The following is a 20,593-nucleotide window of genomic DNA, read 5'->3' on the forward strand; positions in this document are numbered from 1 at the left end:
AAGCTACCGCAGCGCCTCGCTTGCGCACCGAGGAGGACCCCATGCACCTGACCCTGCGCCGCACCGGCGTCGCCGCCGCGCTTCTCGCCGCCTCCGCCCTGCTCGCCGGATGCTCGGGCGGCTCTGCGCCCACCGGGGGCGATGCCGCCGAGGACGAGGGCTGGGTGACCTCCGGCAAGTTCACCGTGGGCACCGGTGAGCCCGCCTACTACCCGTGGGTCCTCGACGACGACCCGGAGTCCGGCGAGGGCTTCGAGGCCGCCGTCGCCTACGCCGTCGCGGAGGAGCTCGGCTTCGACCGGGACGACGTGGTCTGGGTCCGGACGAGCTTCGAGGAGGCGATCGCTCCGGGGCCGAAGGACTTCGACGTCAACCTGCAGCAGTTCTCGATCACCGAGGAGCGCGCCCAGAACGTCGACTTCTCGAGCCCGTACTACACGACGACCCAGGTCGTCGTCACCACGGAGGCCTCGAAGGGCGCCGACGCCGCCTCGATCGCGGACCTGAAGGACCTGCTGATCGGCGCGCAGACCGGGACCACGAGCTTCACGGCCATCGAGCAGGTCATCGCGCCGGCCGCCGGGGCGCAGGCCTTCAACACGAATGAGGACGCGGTGCTCGCGCTGCAGAGCGGCACGGTCGACGCGATCGTGGTCGACCTCCCGACCGCGTTCTACATCGCGGGCGTCGAGCTCGACGGCGGCAAGCTGGTCGGCCAGCTGCCCGAGGTCGAGGGCTCGGAGGGCGACCAGTTCGGGTTCGTGCTGGAGAAGGACAGCCCGCTCACCGAGCAGGTCAGCGCGGCCGTCGACGCCCTCCGCGAGGACGGCACGCTCGCCGAGCTCGAGGAGGAGTGGCTGGCCGACGCCGGCGAAGCGCCCGTGCTCGAGTGAGCGGCGCGCTTCCGACGCCGGAGCCCAGCGGGCTGGAGCTGGAGCGACGGCGCTTCCGGCGCCGCCAGACGGGACGCTCGGTGCTGGTCGCCGCGGCGTCCACGCTGGTCTTCGCGGTCGTGGTGTGGATCACGCTCGTCAACACGCCCGGGTGGGCCCGCGTCCAGTCGACCTTCTTCGACCCGGCGGTCGCGGTCGAGGCGTGGCCGCGGGTGTTCGAGGGGCTGCTCCTCAACCTCGCGGTGCTCGTGTTCGCCGCGGCGGGGGTCCTCGTCGTCAGCATCGTGCTCGCGATCCTCCGGACCCTTCGCGGACCGGTGTTCTTCCCTCTTCGCGCGCTGGCCGCGGCATACACCGACCTCTTCCGCGGGCTGCCGCTCATCATCGTCCTCTACGTCGTCGGGTTCGGCATCCCCGGGCTCGGCTTCACCGACACGCGCCCGCCGGCGGCGGTGCTCGGCACGGTCGCGCTGATCCTCACCTACTCCGCCTACGTGTCGGAGGTCTTCCGGGCTGGCATCGAGGCAGTCCACCCCTCCCAGCGGCTCGCGGCGCGCTCGCTCGGGCTGAGCCACGGGCAGACGATGCGGCTCGTCGTGCTCCCCCAGGCCGTGCGCAAGGTGACGCCCGCGCTCATGAACGACCTGGTCGCCATGCAGAAGGACGTCGGCCTGATCTCGGTGCTCGGCGCGGTGGACGCGGTCCGGGCCGCGCAGATCGAGACGGCCGCCGCGTTCAACTTCACGCCCTACGTGCTCGCCGGGCTCCTGTTCGTGCTCATCGCCCTGCCGCTCATCCGCCTCACCGACTGGTACACCGCGCGCGTGCGCCGCCGCGAGCAGATGGGGGCCCTCGTATGAGCGAGGTGCTGCGGCTCGCCGCCGTACGCAAGTCGTTCGGGAGCCGGGACGTGCTCCGGGGCATCGATCTCCGGGTCGACGAGGGCGAGGTGGTCGCGCTCATCGGCGCGAGCGGCTCGGGCAAGTCCACGCTGCTCCGCGTCGTCAACCTGCTCGAGCGCGTCGACGACGGGCAGGTGTTCCTGCGCGGGCAGGACATCAGCGATCCGCGGGTGGATGCCGACGCGGTCCGCGCGCGGATCGGCGTGGTCTTCCAGCACTTCAACCTGTTCCCGCACCTCTCGGTGCTCGACAACGTCACGCTCGCCGCGCGGCACGTGCACCGGAGGCGGCGCGAGACGGCGGAGGCCTCCGCGCTCGAGCTGCTCGCGCGCATCGGGCTGTCCGACCACGCGCGCTCCTATCCCGACCGGCTGTCGGGCGGGCAGCAGCAGCGGGTCGCGATCGTCCGCGCGATCGCCACGGACCCCGACCTCCTCCTGCTCGACGAGGTCACGAGCGCGCTGGATCCGGAGCTCGTCGGCGAGGTGCTCGACCTCGTGCGGGAGCTCGCGGCGGCCGGCACGACGATCGTGATGGCGACGCATGAGATGGCCTTCGCGCGCGACGTCGCCGACCGCGTCGTGTTCCTCGACCGCGGGGTCGTCGCCGAGGAGGGGACGCCCGCCGAGGTGTTCGGGACGCCCCGCGAGCAGCGGACGCGCGAGTTCCTGGCGCGGGTCGGCGGCCTCGGTCCTCCCCCGTCCGCGGAGCGTGCCTAGCGCAGCGCCGGTCAGTAGCCCGAGAACAGGTCCGTGTGGACACGTCGGGCGCCGGCCGCCCGCAGGGCCCTCCGTGCCTGCTCCAGGAACGACGGCGACCCCGACGCGTACACCCGGCGCTCGGGCAGGCGGTCGACGCGCCCGAACGCCTCGTCGAGCGACGGAGCCCAGGCCACGTTCGCCGGCGGATCGGCCGGCGGATCGGGCGTGACGAGGATCACGTGGCGCGCCAGCCGGGCGACGGTGCGCAGGTACGGAGCCTCCTCCGCCGAGGGCGCCCGGAGCACGAGAGTCACGTCCCGGTCGACCCCGCTCTCGGCATCCGCCTCCAGGTGCCGCACGAACGGCGTGACGCCGATCCCGCCCGCGGCGAGGAGCACGGGGATGCGCGAGTCGGCCGGGAGGAGGAAGTCGCCGCCGACGGTGGTCAGCCGCACCTCGTCGCCGGGGGCGAGGGCCGTGAGCGCCCGCTTGAACGTGCTTCCCGGCTCCGAGGTCTTGACCGCGACGCGGAGCTCGTTCGACCGTGCGCCGACCACCGTGAGGTGGCGGCGCCGCCCGCGCTTGTCCGGCTTCGCGTGCGGCAGGTCCAGCTCCACGTACTGTCCGGGCAGCACCCGCACGGGACGGTCCGGCGCGAACACGAACTCGTAGACGCCGGGCGCGACCTGGTGGCGCGCGGTGTAGCGCAGCCGCGCCCCGGACGGCAGGGCGAGCAGCGCGGCGACCGCGTTCCCGACCACGAGGGCGAACTCCTGGCTGAGGTAGAAGGTGCCGGCGCTGAAGCCGAAGCTGATCGGGATCGCGAAGAGGACCGCGACGACGACGGCGACGGCGAAGCGCTGCCAGCGGCGGGGCGGCAGGGTCTGGGGCTCGGTGAGCAGGAAGCCCGCGAGGAAGAGGATCGGGTACGACCCGAGCGCGAGGCCCGCGGCCTCGCCGAGGCCGGCGCTGAACGGCACCAGCTGCACGACGACCAGCACGAACGCGAGCCCGGCGAACAGGGCGACCATCCCGAGCGTGCGCGTGCGGACGGCGATGAGCAGCCCCAGCACGGCCACGAGCGGCGCGAGGACGGGAGTGGCGACCCACCATCCCGCCGCGCCCAGCCCGGTGAGCCCGACGAGGAACGCGGAGATCGCCGCCGGGTTGAACAGGTGCCGCCGATGGCGCACGAGCAGGAACTTGCTGGCGGCCGCGATCGCGCCGGCGAGGGCGAGGACGCTGAGGCCGACGGGCTCGAGCGTGGGCAGGAAGAGGAAGAAGAGGATCAGGCCGGTGATGACGGACGACTCGTCGTGCGGGCGCGCGTCGAACGCGATGCCGAGCAGGCGCGTCGCGCCCCACGTCGCGCCGACGGTGACCGCGGCCGAGACGAGGAGGGCGAGCGGCGAGTAGAAGATGAGCCCGGCCGCCGACAGGGCGACGGACGCGGCGAGGAGGACGAGGAGGCTGAGTGTCACCAGCCGGTACATGGGGAGCCGCCCGGTGAGCCGGTCGATGAGTCTCACGCCGCGAACACCTCGCCGGGGAGGTCCGCCGAGAACTCGGCGGAGCCGTCGGTGAACATGCGCACGTACCGGAAGTCGAACTCGTCCGCGAGCCGGTCGGCGCCCGTGAGGAAGAGCGCGGTGGCGAGCCCGTCCGCCTCCAGAGCGGAGGCGGCGAGGACCCAGGTCGCCGCGACCGAGCGCACGGGCAGCCCGGTGCGGCCGTCGAGCACGTGGTGCAGCCCGTCGCCCCAGGTCCGGCGGTTCGCCGCGGACGCGCAGAGGGCGCCCGTCACCTCGACCACGCCGATGGCCTGGTCGGCCCGATAGGGATGCTCGAGCGCGACGCGGAGGGGCTCCCGCCCGGTGTGCAGGAGGTCGCCGCTCGCGTCCACCGTCACCTCGGCGAACCCGAGAAGCGCCAGCGCCTCCGCCACGAGGTCCACCAGGTACCCCTTGCCCGCGGCTCCGACGTCGAGCAGGACGGGCCGGGCAGCGGTGACCCGCGTGCCGGCGACGGTGAGCACGCCCTCCCACGGCGGGCTTGCGACGGCCGGCCCCTGGGGGGCGAGCCGATAGTCGGCGCCGTAGCCGAGCCTCTCGAGGGAGGCGCCGACGAGCGGCGTGAGCGCGCCGTCGGTCAGGCGGTACAGGCGCTCGTAGAGCTCGAGCAGAGGACGGGCGTCCTCGGGCAGGACGACCTCGCCGCCGTGCGCGGCCAGCCGGGCCACGAGGGAGTCGGCGCGGAACCTCGAGTAGGCGCGGTCGAAATCCTCGATGCGGGAGAGGATCCGGCCGAACTCGCCGTCGTCCAGCGCCTCCGTGGTGTCGATGCGCCAGGTCGTGCCGATCGCCTCGAAGCGCCGCTCACTCGGCGGCATCGGCCTTGATCTTCTCGAGGGCGTCGTTGAAGCCGCCGCTCGTAAGCGACGATCCGGCGACCCTGGAGACGTTCAGGGAGTCGATGTCCTTGCCGACGACCTGATCGGCGATGCCGGACGCGAACTGCGTCTGGTACTGCTTCGCATTGCCGGAGGTCGCGTGCGGCGTGACGGTCACGTCGGTGACCACGTCGTCCTGCAGCGTGATGCTCACCGTGATCGACTCCTCGCCGCCCGGCGACTGGTAGGACCCGTCCTCCGTGTAGGAGCCGTCCGCGTACCCGCCGTCCGAAGAACCGGAGTCCGAGGAGCCTCCGTCCGAGGAGCCCGCGTCAGGACCGGTGGTGGCGGAGTCGGAGGTGCCGGCGTCGCCGGAGGGGTCCGAGTTCATGGCGCCCGCGTTGCCGGAGCAGCCGGCGAGCGCTCCGACGAGGCCGAGTCCGGCGAGCGAGACGGTGGCGGCGCGGGTCGCGCGGCTCGTGCGCACGGCGAGGTCGTCGGTCATGGGGTCCCCTGTTCGGTCGTTTCTCCATTCAAGAACATGCATTCGGAGCAGACACGGTGCCGGGCTGGGAATCGTTCAAGAATCGCCGACACGCCTCACCGGAGCAGGGCCGCGATGGTGGCGGGCACGGCGGCGGCGATGTCGAGGGCCACGAGCGGCCCGCCCGCGGACGCCCGCTCCCCCGCTCTTCCGTGCAGCCAGACGGCGGCCGCCGCCACGCGGGCGATCCGGGCGGGGTCGGCGCGGAGCTCGTCGGAGCGGGAGGCGGCGAGCGCACCGAGGATGCCGGCGAGGACGTCGCCCGAGCCCGCGGTCGCGAGCCACGCCGGACCGGCCTGCAGTCGGAATCCGGTGCCGTCGGGCCGGGCGATGTGCGTCCGGTGCCCCTTGAGCAGCACGACCACACCCAGCTCGGCCGCGGCGCGGGCGGCCCATCCCCCGGGGTCGGCGGCGATGCCGGCCCGGTCCACGGCCGTACCGCGAGCGGTCAGCAGCGTGGCCAGCTCGCCGTGGTGCGGCGTGACGACGGTCGGGCCCGACGGCGCCCCGGCGAGGTCGAGGGCGCCCGCATCGAGGACGACGGGAAGGCCCTGAGCGAGCGCCGCGTCGATCTGCTCGCGCAGCTCTTCGCTGCGGCGCGCGGCATCCATGCCGGATCCGATGACCCACGCCTGGACCCGCCCGGGCGCCGTGACGGCCTCCGGCCGTCGCTGGAGCACGTACCGGGCGGCCCCCTCGTCGCCGAGGTAGCGGATCATCCCCGCGCCCGTCCGGGCCGCGCCCTCCACCCCGAGGACCGCGGCGCCCGGGTACTCGGCGGAGCCGGTCAGGATACCCACGACGCCGCGGGAGTACTTGTCGTCCGCCTCCTCGGGAACCCGGTACTCCGCGGCCGTGTCGGCCTCCGTCCAGTCCGACCAACCCGCCATGAGGCCATATTCCCAGCAGGTAGCGTGAAGCGGGTGTCCTCCGCTCTGTTCACGCCCCTGTCCCTGCGCGGGCTCACCGCCCGCAACCGCCTCTGGGTCGCGCCGATGTGCCAGTACTCCGTGGAGGCGCAGGACGGCGTCCCGGTCGAGTGGCACCTCGTGCACCTCGGCTCGCTCGCACGCGGCGGCGCCGGCGTCGTGATCACGGAGGCCACGGCCGTCGTGCCCGAGGGCCGCATCTCCCCGCAGGACACCGGCATCTGGAACGACGAGCAGGCGCGGGCCTGGCGCCGGATCGTCGACTTCCAGCACGCGCAGGGCGCGCTCGCGGGGATGCAGCTCGCGCACGCGGGCCGCAAGGCGTCGACGCGGCGCCCCTTCGAGGAGCCGCACGGCTCGGTGCCGCCGGAGGAGGGCGGGTGGCGCACGGTCGCCCCCTCGGCCGTCGCATTCCCCGGGTACGACGAGCCGGTCGCGCTCGACGAGGCGGGCATCGACGCGGTCGTCGAGGCGTTCGCGGCCGGCACCCGGCGAGCCCGGGGCGCGGGCTTCGACCTCGTCGAGGTCCACGCCGCGCACGGGTACCTGCTGCACCAATTCCTCTCGCCGCTTAGCAACTTCCGGGGGGACGAGTACGGGGGAAGCCTCGAGAACCGGGCGCGCCTCCTCCTCCGGGTGGTCCAGGCGGTGCGCGCCGAGGCGGGCGACGGCATGCCGGTGCTCGTGCGGTTCAGCGGCACCGACTGGGCCCACGGGGGCTGGACCGTCGAGGACACGGCCACCGTGGCCGGCTGGTGCCGCGACGAGGGGGCGGACCTGTTCGACATCTCGAGCGCCGGCCTCGTCCCGGGCGTCGACATCCCGGTCGGCCCCGGCTACCAGGTCCACCTCGCCGAGCACGTCCGGGAGGCGATCGAGTCCCCGGTCGGCGCGGTGGGGCTCATCACGGATCCGCACCAGGCGGAGGAGATCATCGCGTCGGGCCGCGCGGACGTCGTGCTGCTCGCCCGCGAGCTGCTGCGCGATCCGCACTTCCCGCTCCGCGCCGCGCACGAGCTCGGGGTCCGGCTCGACTACTGGCCGCCCCAGTACCTCCGCGCCCGCTGGCGCTGAGACGGCCGTTCCGGCGGATCAGCCGGACTCAGCGGCGACGGGTCGCGTCCTGCACCTCTCCGACGAGCTCCTCGATGATGTCCTCGAGGAACAGGACCCCCGCGGTCCGCCCGTTCTCGTCGAACGCGCGGCCGAGGTGCGCGCCGGCGCGGCGCATCGTGGCGAGCGCGTCCTCCAGCTCCGTGTTCTCGAACACGGAGACCAGCTGGCGCACGAACTTCGGCGGCACCGGCCGGTCCGCCTCGTCGTCGTCGAGCTCGAGCACGTCCTTGAGGTGCAGGTACCCGGTCGGCTCGCCCGTCTCGTCCACGAGCACGTAGCGCGAGAAGCCGTGCTGGCTCACGGCCCGCTCGAGGTCGGCGGGCGAGGCGTCCTCGGGCAGGCTCACGAGGTTCTGCACCGGGATGGCGACGTCCGACACCCGCTTCTCCGTGAACTCGAAGGCGGCGGTGAGGGCACCCGTCCGGTCCGTGAGGACGCCCTCGCGGGTCGACTGGTCGACGATCGTCTGCACCTCCTCGAGCGTGAAGGTGCTGGTCGCCTCCTCCTTCGGCTCGATCCGGAAGAGGCGGAGGACGCCGTTCGCGCTCGCGTTGAGCGCGTAGATGACGGGACGGAACACGGTCGCGACGAACACGAGGGCAGGCGCGAGGAGCAGGACGGACCGGTCCGGCACCGAGAAGGAGATGTTCTTCGGAACCATCTCGCCGAGCACGACGTGGAGGAAGGACACGAGCAGCAGCGCGACCACGAACGAGATCACCGAGATGGCCGCCTCGGGCAGCCCGGTGAGGTGCAGCGGGATCTCCAGGAGATGGTGGATCGCCGGCTCGGACACGTTGAGGATCAGCAGCGAGCACACCGTGATCCCGAGCTGACTCGTCGCGAGCATCAGCGTCGCGTGCTCCATCGCGAACAGCGCGGTCTTCGCGGTCCGCTTGCCCCGCTCCGCGAGCGGCTCGATCTGCGAGCGGCGCGCCGAGATGACGGCGAACTCGGACGCCACGAAGAACGCGTTGACCGCCAGCAGCACGACGAGCGCCGCGATCCCGCCCCAGTCGCTCACGCGGCACCTCCCTCGACGGCCGGCTCTTCTGGCCGGGGCGTGAACCGGATGCGGTCGATGCGACGGCCGTCCATCCGCACGACGCGCAGGGTCCCGGCCGGGATCAGGACCTCGTCCCCGACGTCGGCGAGGCGCCCGAGCTCGCTGAGGACGTACCCGGCCACCGTCTCGTAGGGCCCCTCCTCGGGGACCTCCACGCCGGCCTGGTCGAGCAGCTCGTCGGGCCGGAGGCTCCCGGGGAACGACATCGACGTCTTCGAGCGGACGACGCCCGCGCGGGTCCGGTCGTGCTCGTCGACGAGGTCGCCGACGAGCTCCTCCACGAGGTCCTCGAGGGTGGCGACGCCCGCCGTCCCGCCGTACTCGTCGACGACGACGGCCATCTGGTAGCCACGCCCGCGCAGCTCCTCGAGGAGGGCGTCGAGCCGCATCGTCTCCGGCACGCGGAGGGCCTCCGTCTCGAGGGCGCCGACCGGCACGGTGGCGCGCTTCTCCCGCGGCACAGCGACGGCCTGCTTCACGTGGACGAGGCCGACGATCTCGTCGAGTCCGCCGTCCGTCACGGGGAAGCGGGAGTATCCGGTCCGGCGCGTGAGCTCGATGACGTCGGCGGCGGTGTCCGACCGCTCGAGGCTCGCGATGCGCGGCCGGGGCGTCATGACATCCGATGCGGTGTGCTCGGAGAACCCGAGCGTGCGCGTGAGCAGCGTGGCGGTGTCCTGATCGAGCACGCCGGCGGTCGCGGAGCGGCGCACCAGCGAGCTGAGCTCGTCGGCGCTGCGGGCACCGGACAGCTCCTCCTTCGGCTCGACGCCGAGCGCACGGAGGATCGCGTTCGCCGTGTTGTTGAGCAGCGAGACCGCGGGGCGGAAGACCGCGGTGAACGCGACCTGGAACGGCACGACGATCTTGGCCGTGGCGCGGGGCACTGAGAGCGCGAGGTTCTTGGGCACGAGCTCGCCGAAGATCATCGACAGCAGCGTGGCGAGGAGCACTCCGGCGACGGTGCCGATCGGCTCCACGGCGCCCTCCGGAAGCCCGGTGCCGAGGAGCGGCTCCCGGAGCAGCGCGCTCATGGCGGGCTCCATCGTGTAGCCGGTGAGGAGCGTCGTGATCGTGATGCCGAGCTGCGCGCTGGAGAGGTGGGTGGAGGTCACCTTCAGGGCGCCGATGATCGGGCCGAGGTGCCGCTCCCCCTTCGCCTCGCGGGCCTCGAGGTCGCCGCGGTCGAGGTTCACGAGCGCGAACTCGGAGGCGACGAAGAAGCCGGTGCCGATGGTCAGCAGGACCCCGACACCGAGCAGCAGCCACTCGGTCAGCACGGATTCGGCCCCAACCACCGCTCGATGGCGGGGCACCTGGTATGGGAGTGGGCGTTCGGGGGGTCGTCCATCGGTCGGACCAGTATACGGAGCGCGGCGGCGCCCCTCGCCGCGCTCGCCCCCGCCGACGGGCCCGCGCCGCGAACGGCAACCGCAACGACAAACGGCAACCGTGCCCCGTTGCCGTTCGTCGCCCGGGTTGCCGATTCCGCGCCCTCCCCAAGGGCTCGGCGACGCGGCTTGCTCGACAGACGCGTGTCTCCGGGGTCCGTCGCCGCCCTGCGCGGGCACCGTGAACACGTGCTCGTCTACGACCGCCTCGAGACCCCCGCCGGACTCGTCGTCACCCATCGCTCGCCGCTCAGCATCGACGAGCTCCGTTCCGTTCAGCGCGACGCCGAGCGCGGGCGACTCGTGAGGCTGCGCCGGGGCGTGTACGTCGACGCCGATCGCTGGCGGGCAGCGGACCCGGCGTCACGGGCGGTGATGCAGCTTCACGCGTACGCCGCCTCGGCTCCTCGGCCGCCCACCTTCTGTCATGAGTCGGCCGCCCTCCTGCTCGGGCTCCCGCTCCTGACGCACGACCCGGCCGTGATCCATGTGATGGCCGCCTCGGACTCCGGTGGCCGTCCTTCCGACGGCGTCCGCCGGCATCGCCCCAAGCTCGCGTTCTGGCCCACCGTCGTCCAGGGTCTCCGGGTCACGCCGCCGGCCGTCACCGTGGTCGATCTCTGCAGCGCACTGCCGCTGCGGGACGCGGTGGTGGTCGCGGACGCAGCACTGCGATCGGGTGTGCCCCGGGAGGCGCTCGAGATCACGGCGCAGTCGGCGGCGCGCCGGGGCTCCCGCAAGATCGCGCTCGCCATGGCTCTGGCGTCGCCTCTCTCGGAGTCCGTCGGCGAGTCGCTGAGCCGAGTGACGATCCATGAACTGGGCCTTCCGGCACCCGTCCTGCAGCACGAGTTCCGGGATCGCCTCGGGTTCATCGGCCGCGTCGACTTCTGGTGGCCGCGCGACCAGGTGATCGGTGAGTTCGACGGGCAGGTGAAGTACCTGGGACGTCACGAGGAGCGGCCGGAGGTGACCGTGTGGAGGGAGAAGCTCCGCGAGGACCGTCTCGGAGCACTGGGACCTCGGGTCGTGCGCTGGATATGGCGGGACCTGCAGGAGCCCCGCCGGCTGTTCGCGGCCCTCACCGCCGCCGGCCTCGGCAGGTGACCGGCAACGCCGGCGACAAAGGGCAACGGTGTGCGGTTGCCCTTTGTCGCTGGCGTTGCCATTTCCGCAGCAGGAACACGGCGCCGCTACCAGGAGACGGGGAGCGCCTTGCCCTCCTCGTAGCCCGCCGCGGACTGGATGCCGACGCGGGCCCGCTGCTGGAACTCCTCGACCGTGCGGGCGCCCGCGTACGTGAAGGACGAGCGGACGCCGGACGTGATCATGTCGAGGAGGTCCTCCACCGAGGGGCGGAGGGGGTCCAGGTAGATGCTCGACGCCGAGATCCCCTCCGCGAAGAGCTCGCGGCGCGCCAGCTCGTACGGGTCGAGGCGGCCGAAGCGCTCGCGCACCGCCCGGGTGGACGCCATGCCCCAGCTGAGCTTGTAGACGCGGCCGTCGGCATCCGTCTCGAGCTTGCCCGGCGCCTCGATCGTGCCCGCGAACCAGGAGCCGATCATCACCGACGCGGCTCCCGCGGCGAGCGCGAGGGCGACGTCGCGCGGGTACCGGACGCCACCGTCCGCCCACACGGTGACGCCGAGCTCCCGGGCGGCCTCGGCGGTCTCCAGCACGGCGGAGAACTGGGGGCGGCCGACCGCGGTCATCATCCGCGTCGTGCACATGGCGCCGGGGCCGACGCCGACCTTGACGATGTGCGCGCCGGCCTCCGCGAGGTCCCGGACGCCGTCGGCGGTCACGACGTTCCCCGCCACGAGCGGGATGTCGAGCTCCAGGGCGCGGATCGCCGCGAGCGCGCGCAGCATCCCCTCCTGGTGTCCGTGCGCGGTGTCGATGACGAGGACGTCGACCCCGGCGGCGGCGAGTGCCTGCGCCTTCGCCGCGGGATCGCCGTTGATGCCGACGGCCGCGGCGACCTTGAGGCGGCCGGACGCGTCGACCGCCGGTGCGTAGATGGCGCCGCGGACCGCGCCGAGCCGGCTCATGGCGCCGACCACGCGGCCGCGGCTGAGCACGGGCGCGAAGGTGAGGCCGGCCGTCGCCATCGCCTCGAACGTGGCTCGCGGCGAGTCGAGGTCCTCGGCCTCGAGGGATGCGCTGCGCCCGTGCACGAGATCCCCGAGCCGCGCGTCCTCGAGGGCGGTGCCGAGCCGCGTCGCCGGCACCACGCCGACGAGCTCCTCACCGTCGACCACGACGATCCCATGCCCCTCGAGGGGCGGGAGGAGCTCTCGTGCCGCGGCGACGGTGGCGCCCGGCGGAAGCACATGCGCGCTGTCGTACGCGATCGGCTGCTCCTTCACCCAGCGGATCGCGGCGTCCAGCTCCTGAAGGGGCATGTCCTGCGGCAGGACGCCGAGGCCGCCGCGCCGGGCGAGGGTCGCCGCGAGCCGGGGGCCGGTCACGGAGTTCATGTTCGCCGACACGATGGGCAGTGTCGCGCCGGTGCCATCGGGCGGCGCGAGGGAGACGTCGAGCCGGCTCGGCACGTCCGACCGGCTGGGCACGAGGAACACGTCGGAGTAGGTCAGCTCATGGCTCGGGGCGGCTCCGAGGAACTGCATACCGCCCACGCTATCTCCCGGCGAGGGGACAGCCGACTCAGGGCCTGAGGGTTAGGCTGGAGCACCGGACGAGGACCCGATCGACGAGAGTGGGCGAGGCACCGTGTCAAGTCAATTGACCGGAACGGATGAGGGTGCCGCCGCGGAGTTCGGCGCAAACGAATGGCTCGTGGACGAGCTGTACGAGCGCTACCAGGCGGACAAGAACAGCGTGGACCGGTCGTGGTGGCCGATCCTCGAGAGCTACCACCCGGTGGAGACGCATACCGCTGAGGGAATCCTCCCCGGCGGGTCCATCAGCCCCCCGGAGGTGCCCGAGGCGCCCGGCACCGAGCCGGGCGGTCCCGCGGAGCCGCCGGCGCCCTATCCCAGCGAGCCGCTCGCCCCGAACCCGAGCGAGCCCACCGTGCCGCTGCCGCCGGACCCCGAGCCGCAGCCCGACCGCGGTCAATCCGGAGGCAGCGCAGCCCCCGCCGCCGAGGCTCCGAGCGCGTCCCCGAACGGGCAGGCCCCTGCTGCGCAGCCGGCGCCCGCTTCCCAGCAGACCCCCGCCCCGAAGCCGCCGAGCGGCGAGCCCGCGTCGGCACAGCAGGCCGCCCCGGCGGTCGAGGCGCGCACCACGTCGATGGCCCCGCGCGCTCAGCCGATCCCGGCGGACGCTCCTGCCGTGAAGGTGCAGTCGCAGGAGGCCGCCGAGGACGTCACCACGCCCCTGCGCGGCATGGCGAAGACGCTCTCGGTCAACATGGACCAGAGCCTCACCATCCCGACCGCGACGAGCGTCCGCACGATCCCGGCGAAGCTGATGATCGACAACCGGATCGTCATCAACAACCACCTCGGTCGCACCCGCGGCGGCAAGATCTCGTTCACGCATCTCATCGGCTGGGCGATCGTGCAGGTGCTCAAGGACTTCCCGAGCCAGAACGTGCACTACGCCGAGGTCGACGGCAAGCCGAGCGTCGTCCAGCCCGCCCATGTCGGGCTCGGCATCGCGATCGACATCCCGAAGCCCGACGGGACCCGCGCTCTGCTCGTGCCGAGCATCAAGCGCGCGGACACCATGAACTTCGGCGAGTTCATCGCCGCCTACGAGGACCTCGTCCGCAAGGCGCGCGCGAACAAGCTGGAGGCGGCCGACTTCCAAGGCACGACGATCTCGCTCACGAACCCGGGCGGCATCGGCACGGTCCACTCCGTGCCGCGCCTCATGAAGGGGCAGGGCGCCATCATCGGCGCCGGCGCGCTCGAGTACCCGGCCGAGTTCCAGGGCTCGAGCGAGACGACGCTCGTCGACCTTGGCATCGGCAAGACGATCACGCTGACCTCGACCTACGACCACCGGGTCATCCAGGGTGCCGGCTCCGGCGAGTTCCTCAAGCTGGTGCACGAGCTGCTGATCGGCAAGAGGGGCTTCTACGACGAGATCTTCGCGGCGCTGCGCATCCCGTACGCCCCGATCCGCTGGAACCCGGACATCCACGTCGACCTCTCGGGCATGGTGTCGAAGACGGCGCGCGTGCAGGAGCTCATCAACTCCTACCGGGTGCGCGGCCACCTCATGGCCGACACCGACCCGCTGGAGTACCGCCAGCGCTCGCACCCCGACCTGGAGATCGAGCAGCACGGCCTGACGTTCTGGGATCTCGACCGCGAGTTCGTCGTGGGCGGGTTCGGCGGGCGCCGGTCGGCGAAGCTGCGCGACGTCCTCGGCATCCTGCGCGACTCCTACTGCCGCACGGTCGGCCTCGAGTACATGCACATCCAGGTGCCCGCGCAGCGCAAGTGGATCCAGGACAAGGTCGAGCGCCCGTACGTCAAGCCGACGCACGACGAGCAGATGCGGATCCTCAGCAAGCTCAACGAGGCCGAGGCGTTCGAGACGTTCCTGCAGACGAAGTACGTCGGCCAGAAGCGGTTCAGCCTCGAGGGCTCGGAGTCGCTGATCTCCCTGCTCGACACGATGATCCAGGGCGCCGCCGAGGAGGGCCTGTCCGAGGTCGGCATCGGCATGGCGCACCGCGGCCGGCTGAACGTGCTGACCAACATCGCGGGCAAGACCTACGGACAGATCTTCCGCGAGTTCGAGGGCACCCAGGACCCGAAGACGGTCCAGGGCTCCGGCGACGTGAAGTACCACCTCGGGACCGAGGGCTCCTACCAGGGCGTCGACGGGACCACCATCCCCGTCTACCTGGCGGCGAACCCCTCCCACCTGGAGGCGGTCGACCCAGTGCTCGAGGGCATCGTCCGCGCCAAGCAGGACCGGGACGCTCCGGGCACCTTCGCGGTGCTCCCGATCCTGATCCACGGCGACGCGGCGATGGCCGGGCAGGGCGTGGTCCTGGAGACGCTCCAGATGTCCCAGCTCCGCGCGTACCGCACCGGCGGCACGATCCACATCGTGGTCAACAACCAGGTGGGCTTCACGACCGCGCCGAAGGAGTCCCGCTCCTCGATCTACGCGACGGATGTCGCCAAGACGATCCAGTCGCCGATCTTCCACGTGAACGGCGACGACCCCGAGGCCGTCTCGCGGGTCGCGGAGCTCGCGTTCCAGTTCCGCCAGGCGTTCCACAAGGACGTCGTCATCGACCTCGTCTGCTACCGGCGGCGCGGGCACAACGAGGGCGACGACCCGTCGATGACTCAGCCGCTGATGTACAACCTCATCGAGGCCAAGCGCAGCGTCCGGAAGCTCTACACCGAGGCGCTCGTCGGCCGCGGCGACATCACCCAGGAGGAGTACGACCGGGCGCACCGCGACTTCCAGGGCCGGCTCGAGCGCGCCTTCGCCGAGACGCACGAGGCGCAGACCGCTCCGGAGGCCAAGCAGATCAGCGAGGCCTTCGAGGGCAACGCCGAGGAGACCGGCGGGCAGCCGGAGTCCACGGCCGTGGCGGAGTCCGTCATCCAGCTCATCGGCGACGCGCACGAGAACCGGCCGGCCGGCTTCACGGTGCACCCGAAGCTCGAGGCGCTCCTCAAGAAGCGGTACGAGATGAGCCGCGCCGGCGGCATCGACTGGGCGTTCGGCGAGCTGCTGGGCATCGGATCCCTGCTCATCGAGGGCAGGCCGGTCCGGATGGTCGGGCAGGACACGCGGCGCGGCACCTTCACCCAGCGGCACGCGGTGTTCCACGACCGGGTGAACGGCCAGGAGTGGCTGCCCCTGTCGAACCTCGCGGAGAACCAGGCGAAGTTCTGGATCTACGACTCCCTGCTCAGCGAGTATGCGGCGATGGGCTTCGAGTACGGCTACTCGGTGGAGCGGGAGGACGCGCTCGTGCTCTGGGAGGCGCAGTTCGGCGACTTCGTCAACGGCGCCCAGATCATCGTGGACGAGTTCGTGACGTCCGCCGAGCAGAAGTGGGGCCAGCACTCCTCGGTCGTGCTGCTGCTGCCGCACGGCTACGAGGGCCAGGGCCCCGACCACAGCTCCGCCCGCATCGAGCGGTTCCTGCAGCTGTGCGCCGAGGACAACATGACCGTCGCGCAGCCGTCCACGCCGGCGTCGTACTTCCACCTGCTGCGCCGCCAGGCCTACGCGCAGCCGAGGCGTCCGCTCGTGGTCTTCACGCCGAAGTCGATGCTGCGGCTCCGCGGGGCGACCAGCGACGTGAGCGACTTCACGAACGGCCGCTTCGAGCCGGTCATCGACGACGCCCGCATCACCGACCGGTCGGGCGTGCGGAAGGTCGTCCTGCACTCGGGCAAGTTGCACTACGACCTCAAGGCGGAGCTCGCCAAGCGCGAGGACGCCCTGTCGGTCGCACTGGTCCGGGTCGAGCAGTACTACCCGGTGCCCGAGGACGAGCTGAACGAGATCCTCGGCTCCTACCCCGACGCGGAGCTCGTGTGGGCCCAGGAGGAGCCGGAGAACCAGGGCGCCTGGCCGCTCGTCTGCGTGACGGCGGCGAGCCGGCTGAAGGACCGGACGATCTCGGTCGTCGCGCGGCCCGCCGCAGCCTCCCCGGCCGCGGGCTCCGCCAAGCGCCACGCGATCGAGCAGGCGGACCTCATCCGCAGGGCGCTCGCCTGATCGACGAGCAAGCCCGAGACGCAGAAAGCCCCGCCGGAAGGCGGGGCTTTCTGCATGAGCGGCGGCGTGCAGCCGGGCATCGGCCGTTCACGGCGCCGCGCCGCAGCGGCGGGCTTCGCGGTCGCTCGCTGGGAGACTCGACGAGGGATGCGGCACTGCACCCTCAGCGGTCGCCCTGCGGCGCCGCCGGTGTCAGTGGGTGGCGGTCAGGGCCCGGAGCCGGCCGAGCACCTGGACGCGCAGCTCCTCCGGAGCCGTGTCCTTGCACGCCCGCTTGACGGCCTCGGTGAGGACCACGCCCACCCGGTGCTCGCCCGCGCAGTCGACGCAGTTCTCCATATGCTCGCGGATGTCCGCGGCGTCCTCGCCGCGGAGCTCGTTGTGCAGGTACTCCTCGAGTTCGGCCTTGGCCTTCTCGCAGCCGCAGTCGGTCATTCCTCCGCTCCGTCCTTCTTCGGGGAGCGCCGTCTCGACGGCGCCCCGACCTGGATGCCGCGCTCGCGCGCGTAGTCTCCCAGCAGCTCCCGCAGCAGCCGCCTGCCGCGATGCAGCCGGCTCATCACCGTGCCGACCGGGGTCTTCATGATGTCGGCGATCTCCTGGTAGGAAAAGCCCTCCACGTCCGCGAGGTAGACCGCGAGACGGAAGTCCTCGGGCACCGCCTGCAGGGCGTCCTTGACCGCGGAGTCCGGGAGATGGTCGATCGCCTCCGCCTCGGCGGACCGGCTCACAGGCGCGGTCGCCGACTCCGCCGTGCCCAGCTGCCAGTCCTCGAGGTCGTCGATCGTCCCCTGATACGGGTCGCGCTGCTTCTTGCGGTAGCTGTTGATGAACGTGTTGGTGAGGATCCGGTACAGCCAGGCCTTGAGGTTCGTGCCCTGCTGGAACTGCCGGAACGCGGAGAACGCCTTGACGAACGTCTCCTGCACGAGGTCCTGCGCGTCGGCCGGGTTGCGGGTCATCCTCATCCCCGCCGCGTAGAGCTGGTCGAGGTACGGCAGCGCCTGCGCCTCGAAGAGGGCCCGCAGGTCGGCGGGGGCCTCCGCCTCCTCGATCGCCTCGACGATCGTCTCCTCGGCCTCCGCCTCGACGGCCGCGGTCTCGTCGCCCGCGGCATCCTCGTCCGCGAGCACCTCGCCCTCCGCGAGCTCCTCGTCGGCGGCCAGGTCGTCGCCCAGCTCCTCCTCGACAGGGGCGTCCTCGGCGAGCTCCTCGTCGGCGGCGAGCTCCTCGTCAGCGGCGACGTCCGTCACCAGCGACTCGAGCACGTCCCTCTCGTCATCCTCCGGGTCGGCGAGACCCTGGTCGGACGGTCCGGCAGAACCCGGCTCGGACGGGTCGGTCGCGCTGCTCATCGAGGGCCAGCTTAGTTCGGGCGCGAGTGTGGGCATGGTGAGTGTCACGCACCCCTCCCTTCGCTGTCCGATACCGCCGTTATCCTGGGAACCGATGGGGATCCTCGGATATTCCTCGCCCCGCTTCCGGCTGCCGGGCGACGACCACGAGACGCGGGATGGCGCCGCGACCGGCCCGCCGGTCTGGCCCGCTCCCGTGGCGACGCGTCCCCTCTCCGCGCGGGTCTCCCTGCCCGGCTCGAAGAGCCTCACCAACCGCGAGCTGGTCCTCTCGGCGCTCGCCGCGGAGCCCACCGTGCTGCGCGCTCCCCTGCACTCCCGGGACTCGCGGCTCATGATCGAGGCGCTCCGATCCCTCGGCGTCTCGATCGAGCCTGTGGGAGCCGGGGAGTACGGACCGGACCTGCTCGTGACGCCCGGGGAGCTCGCGGGAGGCGTGGCGGTCGACTGCGGCCTCGCCGGCACCCTGATGCGATTCGGGCCGCCCGTCGCCGCGCTCGCGCTCGGTCCTGTGACCTTCGACGGTGACGCGGCGGCCCGCCGACGGCCGATGCGGACCACGATCGAGTCCCTCCGGGGTCTCGGCGTCGACGTCAACGACGACGGTCGCTACGCCCTCCCCTTCACGGTCCACGGGAGCGGACGCGTCCCCGGCGGCGAGCTCGAGATCGACGCGTCCGCCTCGAGCCAGTTCGTGTCCGGCCTGCTGCTCGCGGCCGCTCGCTTCGAGCAGGGGCTGACGCTGCGGCACACCGGCGAGCGGCTGCCGAGCCTTCCCCACATCGAGATGACGCTCGCCGCACTGCGCTCCCGCGGCGTCGACGCACGCACGTCCGGAGAGGCGGAGTGGACGGTGTCCCCGGGTCCGATCTCGGGCGGCGAGGTGACCATCGAGCCGGACCTCTCCAACGCGGCCCCCTTCCTCGCCGCGGCCCTGATCGCCGGCGGCAGCGTCCGGATCGCCGACTGGCCCGAGAGCACGACCCAGGTGGGCGACGATCTGCGGACGCTGCTCGCCGGGTTCGGCGCGACCGTCGAGCGCGACGGACGCGACCTCGTCGTCGACGGCGGGCCCGGGCTCCTCGGCGGCCGGGAGCTGCCGGGCGTCGACCTCGACCTCTCCACCGGCGGCGAGCTCGCACCGGCGATCGTCGCGCTGGCCGCTCTGGCGTCCGGACCGAGCCGGATCACCGGGATCGGGCACCTGCGCGGGCACGAGACGGACCGCCTGGCGGCGCTGGCGGCCGAGCTCAACGCGCTCGGCGGCCGGGTCACCGAGGAGGAGGACGGCCTCTCGATCGAGCCCGCTCCGCTGACCGCGCGGCCGGACCGGCCCTGGCAGAGCTACGAGGACCACCGGATGGCCACCGCGGGCGCCGTCATCGGACTCGCCGTCCCGGGACTCGAGATCGACGACATCGGCACGACCGCCAAGACGCTCCCCCAGTTCCCGGAGCTGTGGGCGTCGATGCTCTCCGCCGCACCGGAGGCCCTTCCCGCATGACGGTCCGCCCCCGGTGAGCTGGCTCGACGACGGCGACGACTCGCCGTACGAGGGCTACGACGAGTCCGACGCCCGCATCCGGCCCAACCGGAGGGGCAGCAGACCGCGCAGCAAGCAGCGGCCCGGCCACACCGACGCCGAGCGCGGCCGAGTCCTGACCGTCGACCGCGGCCGCGTCGTCGTCCTCCTCGGCGAGGACACCGAGGACGAGCGGGAGGTGTTCGCGAAGCGCGCGCGCGAGCTCGGGCGGAACTCCATCGTCACGGGCGATTTCGTCGACGTGGTCGGGGACGTCTCCGGCACTGAGGGCACCCTCGCCCGCGTGGTCCGGATCGCCGAGCGCACGACCCTGCTGCGCCGCAGCGCCGACGACACGGACGACGTCGAGCGGATCATCGTCGCCAATGCCGACCAGATGATGATCGTCGTCGCCGCGGCGAACCCGGAGCCCCGGGCGCGCCTCGTGGACCGCTACCTCGTCGCGGCCTTCGACGCGGGGCTCGATCCCCTGCTCGTCGTGACCAAGACGGACCTCGCGGACCCGGCGCCCTTCCTGGACGAGTTCTCGGTGCTCAACCTCGACGTGGTGACGAGCGGCGAGGGGGACGTCCCCCTCGCCGAGCTCCAGGAGCGCCTGGTGGGCCGCACCACGGTGGCCGTGGGCCACTCCGGGGTCGGCAAGTCGACCCTCGTCAACGCGCTCGTGCCCGAGGCGCATCGCGCGACCGGATCCGTCAACGAGGTGACGGGCCGGGGCCGGCACACGTCGTCCTCCACCGTCTCGCTGCGGATGCGGGACGGCCAGGGCCGGTCCGGCTGGATCATCGACACCCCGGGGGTGCGCTCCTTCGGGCTCGGCCACGTCGATCCCCCGAGCGTGCTCCGCTCCTTCGTGGCCCGCGCCGTCGCCCCGGAGCCGCCGGAGGGCGAGGTGCCGCTCGTCGAGGCGCACGACTGGGAGATCGTCGACCGGGTCCGCGCCGGGGAGCTCGGCGAGTCCGGGCGTCGGCGCCTCGAGTCGCTGCAGCGGCTCCTCACGGTCCTCGATCCGCGGTCCGAGCAGGACTGGGACACCGAGCCCGAGCAGGACCCGGCGGTCGACCCAGCCTGACGGCCCGCCCGGCCGCGGCG

At 72.5% G+C, this 20,593-nt stretch carries 17 protein-coding genes; 8 read left to right on the forward strand and 9 right to left on the reverse strand.

All coding sequences use genetic code 11. The annotated features are described in order from the left end of the window. Nucleotides 1-41: 41 nt before the first annotated feature. The 3 genes from J3P30_RS01200 to J3P30_RS01210 are packed head-to-tail and all read left to right on the forward strand — an operon-like array spanning nucleotide 42 to nucleotide 2,514. Nucleotides 42-893 (forward strand): ABC transporter substrate-binding protein, encoded by an 852-nt coding sequence (locus tag J3P30_RS01200; protein WP_210479146.1) that lies wholly within the window; start codon nucleotides 42-44, stop codon nucleotides 891-893. Beyond that, nucleotides 890-1,753 carry an amino acid ABC transporter permease gene (locus tag J3P30_RS01205; protein WP_307807348.1) on the forward strand — a complete coding sequence of 288 codons (864 nt, stop codon included), beginning with the start codon at nucleotides 890-892 and terminating at the stop codon, nucleotides 1,751-1,753. The genes J3P30_RS01200 and J3P30_RS01205 overlap by 4 nt, the downstream gene beginning before the upstream one ends. Further along, a complete protein-coding gene (locus tag J3P30_RS01210) occupies nucleotides 1,750-2,514 on the forward strand; it encodes an amino acid ABC transporter ATP-binding protein (RefSeq protein ID WP_210479147.1) in 765 nt (254 codons plus the stop codon). Before J3P30_RS01205 ends, J3P30_RS01210 begins: the two co-directional genes overlap by 4 nt. A gap of 11 nt (nucleotides 2,515-2,525) precedes the next feature. Here the strand turns inward: J3P30_RS01210 and J3P30_RS01215 are convergent, their stop codons facing one another. From J3P30_RS01215 to J3P30_RS01230, 4 genes are all read right to left on the reverse strand, one after another. Next, nucleotides 2,526-4,025, reverse strand: coding sequence for an FAD-dependent oxidoreductase (locus tag J3P30_RS01215; RefSeq protein WP_210479148.1), 1,500 nt, complete (start codon nucleotides 4,023-4,025; stop codon nucleotides 2,526-2,528). Then, nucleotides 4,022-4,885, reverse strand: coding sequence for an FAD:protein FMN transferase (locus J3P30_RS01220; protein ID WP_210479149.1), 864 nt, complete (start codon nucleotides 4,883-4,885; stop codon nucleotides 4,022-4,024). Before J3P30_RS01220 ends, J3P30_RS01215 begins: the two co-directional genes overlap by 4 nt. Further along, complete coding sequence (locus J3P30_RS01225; protein ID WP_210479150.1) at nucleotides 4,872-5,390, reverse strand: hypothetical protein; 519 nt, start codon at nucleotides 5,388-5,390, stop codon at nucleotides 4,872-4,874. The genes J3P30_RS01220 and J3P30_RS01225 overlap by 14 nt, the downstream gene beginning before the upstream one ends. Nucleotides 5,391-5,485: 95 nt before the next feature. Next, complete coding sequence (locus tag J3P30_RS01230) at nucleotides 5,486-6,319, reverse strand: ADP/ATP-dependent (S)-NAD(P)H-hydrate dehydratase (protein ID WP_210479151.1); 834 nt, start codon at nucleotides 6,317-6,319, stop codon at nucleotides 5,486-5,488. A 33-nt stretch (nucleotides 6,320-6,352) separates the two neighbouring features. Between J3P30_RS01230 and J3P30_RS01235 the strand changes: the two genes are divergently transcribed. After that, the gene (locus tag J3P30_RS01235; protein ID WP_210479152.1) at nucleotides 6,353-7,432 is read left to right on the forward strand and encodes an NADH:flavin oxidoreductase/NADH oxidase; all 1,080 of its coding nucleotides are present in this window, start codon (nucleotides 6,353-6,355) and stop codon (nucleotides 7,430-7,432) included. Nucleotides 7,433-7,460: 28 nt separating this feature from the next. On the opposite strand, the gene J3P30_RS01240 is transcribed toward J3P30_RS01235, so the two are convergent. Together J3P30_RS01240 and J3P30_RS01245 are read right to left on the reverse strand one after the other, a co-directional pair. Further along, nucleotides 7,461-8,498: a hemolysin family protein gene (locus J3P30_RS01240; RefSeq protein WP_210479153.1), complete on the reverse strand. Its 1,038-nt coding sequence runs from the start codon at nucleotides 8,496-8,498 to the stop codon at nucleotides 7,461-7,463. Beyond that, nucleotides 8,495-9,838, reverse strand: a complete 1,344-nt coding sequence (locus tag J3P30_RS01245) for a hemolysin family protein (RefSeq protein ID WP_374058535.1) — start codon at nucleotides 9,836-9,838, stop codon at nucleotides 8,495-8,497. Before J3P30_RS01245 ends, J3P30_RS01240 begins: the two co-directional genes overlap by 4 nt. A gap of 282 nt (nucleotides 9,839-10,120) precedes the next feature. On the opposite strand from J3P30_RS01245, the gene J3P30_RS01250 reads away from it, so the two are divergent. Then, complete coding sequence (locus J3P30_RS01250; RefSeq protein ID WP_210479155.1) at nucleotides 10,121-11,038, forward strand: hypothetical protein; 918 nt, start codon at nucleotides 10,121-10,123, stop codon at nucleotides 11,036-11,038. A gap of 86 nt (nucleotides 11,039-11,124) precedes the next feature. Here J3P30_RS01250 and J3P30_RS01255 read toward each other — a convergent pair whose 3' ends face one another. After that, nucleotides 11,125-12,561, reverse strand: coding sequence for a GuaB1 family IMP dehydrogenase-related protein (locus J3P30_RS01255; protein ID WP_210479156.1), 1,437 nt, complete (start codon nucleotides 12,559-12,561; stop codon nucleotides 11,125-11,127). A gap of 169 nt (nucleotides 12,562-12,730) precedes the next feature. On the opposite strand from J3P30_RS01255, the gene J3P30_RS01260 reads away from it, so the two are divergent. Then, nucleotides 12,731-16,603, forward strand: coding sequence for a multifunctional oxoglutarate decarboxylase/oxoglutarate dehydrogenase thiamine pyrophosphate-binding subunit/dihydrolipoyllysine-residue succinyltransferase subunit (locus tag J3P30_RS01260; RefSeq protein WP_374058536.1), 3,873 nt, complete (start codon nucleotides 12,731-12,733; stop codon nucleotides 16,601-16,603). A 192-nt stretch (nucleotides 16,604-16,795) separates the two neighbouring features. Here the strand turns inward: J3P30_RS01260 and J3P30_RS01265 are convergent, their stop codons facing one another. Both J3P30_RS01265 and J3P30_RS01270 read right to left on the reverse strand, forming a co-directional pair. Continuing rightward, complete coding sequence (locus J3P30_RS01265; protein ID WP_210479158.1) at nucleotides 16,796-17,038, reverse strand: zf-HC2 domain-containing protein; 243 nt, start codon at nucleotides 17,036-17,038, stop codon at nucleotides 16,796-16,798. Continuing rightward, nucleotides 17,035-17,769, reverse strand: a complete 735-nt coding sequence (locus J3P30_RS01270; RefSeq protein WP_374058562.1) for a sigma-70 family RNA polymerase sigma factor — start codon at nucleotides 17,767-17,769, stop codon at nucleotides 17,035-17,037. Before J3P30_RS01270 ends, J3P30_RS01265 begins: the two co-directional genes overlap by 4 nt. A 283-nt stretch (nucleotides 17,770-18,052) precedes the next feature. On the opposite strand from J3P30_RS01270, the gene aroA reads away from it, so the two are divergent. After that, complete coding sequence (gene aroA, locus J3P30_RS01275) at nucleotides 18,053-19,462, forward strand: 3-phosphoshikimate 1-carboxyvinyltransferase (protein WP_210479159.1); 1,410 nt, start codon at nucleotides 18,053-18,055, stop codon at nucleotides 19,460-19,462. A 13-nt stretch (nucleotides 19,463-19,475) separates the two neighbouring features. Further along, a complete protein-coding gene (gene rsgA / locus J3P30_RS01280; protein ID WP_210479160.1) occupies nucleotides 19,476-20,573 on the forward strand; it encodes a ribosome small subunit-dependent GTPase A in 1,098 nt (365 codons plus the stop codon). Nucleotides 20,574-20,593 lie beyond the last annotated feature (20 nt).

Origin of the sequence: Naasia sp. SYSU D00948, from assembly GCF_017916515.1 — a bacterium.
GTDB lineage: Bacteria > Actinomycetota > Actinomycetes > Actinomycetales > Microbacteriaceae > Naasia.

Excerpts from the sequence above, each read along its gene's own strand:
- J3P30_RS01220 (WP_210479149.1), bottom strand. The coding sequence starts at position 4,885 with ATGCCGCCGAGTGAGCGGCGCTTCGAGGCGATCGGCACGACCTGGCGC.
- J3P30_RS01255 (WP_210479156.1), bottom strand. The coding sequence starts at position 12,561 with ATGCAGTTCCTCGGAGCCGCCCCGAGCCATGAGCTGACCTACTCCGAC.
- J3P30_RS01200 (WP_210479146.1), top strand. The coding sequence starts at position 42 with ATGCACCTGACCCTGCGCCGCACCGGCGTCGCCGCCGCGCTTCTCGCC.
- J3P30_RS01265 (WP_210479158.1), bottom strand. The coding sequence starts at position 17,038 with ATGACCGACTGCGGCTGCGAGAAGGCCAAGGCCGAACTCGAGGAGTAC.
- J3P30_RS01225 (WP_210479150.1), bottom strand. The coding sequence starts at position 5,390 with ATGACCGACGACCTCGCCGTGCGCACGAGCCGCGCGACCCGCGCCGCC.
- J3P30_RS01230 (WP_210479151.1), bottom strand. The coding sequence starts at position 6,319 with ATGGCGGGTTGGTCGGACTGGACGGAGGCCGACACGGCCGCGGAGTAC.
- J3P30_RS01210 (WP_210479147.1), top strand. The coding sequence starts at position 1,750 with ATGAGCGAGGTGCTGCGGCTCGCCGCCGTACGCAAGTCGTTCGGGAGC.
- aroA (WP_210479159.1), top strand. The coding sequence starts at position 18,053 with ATGGGGATCCTCGGATATTCCTCGCCCCGCTTCCGGCTGCCGGGCGAC.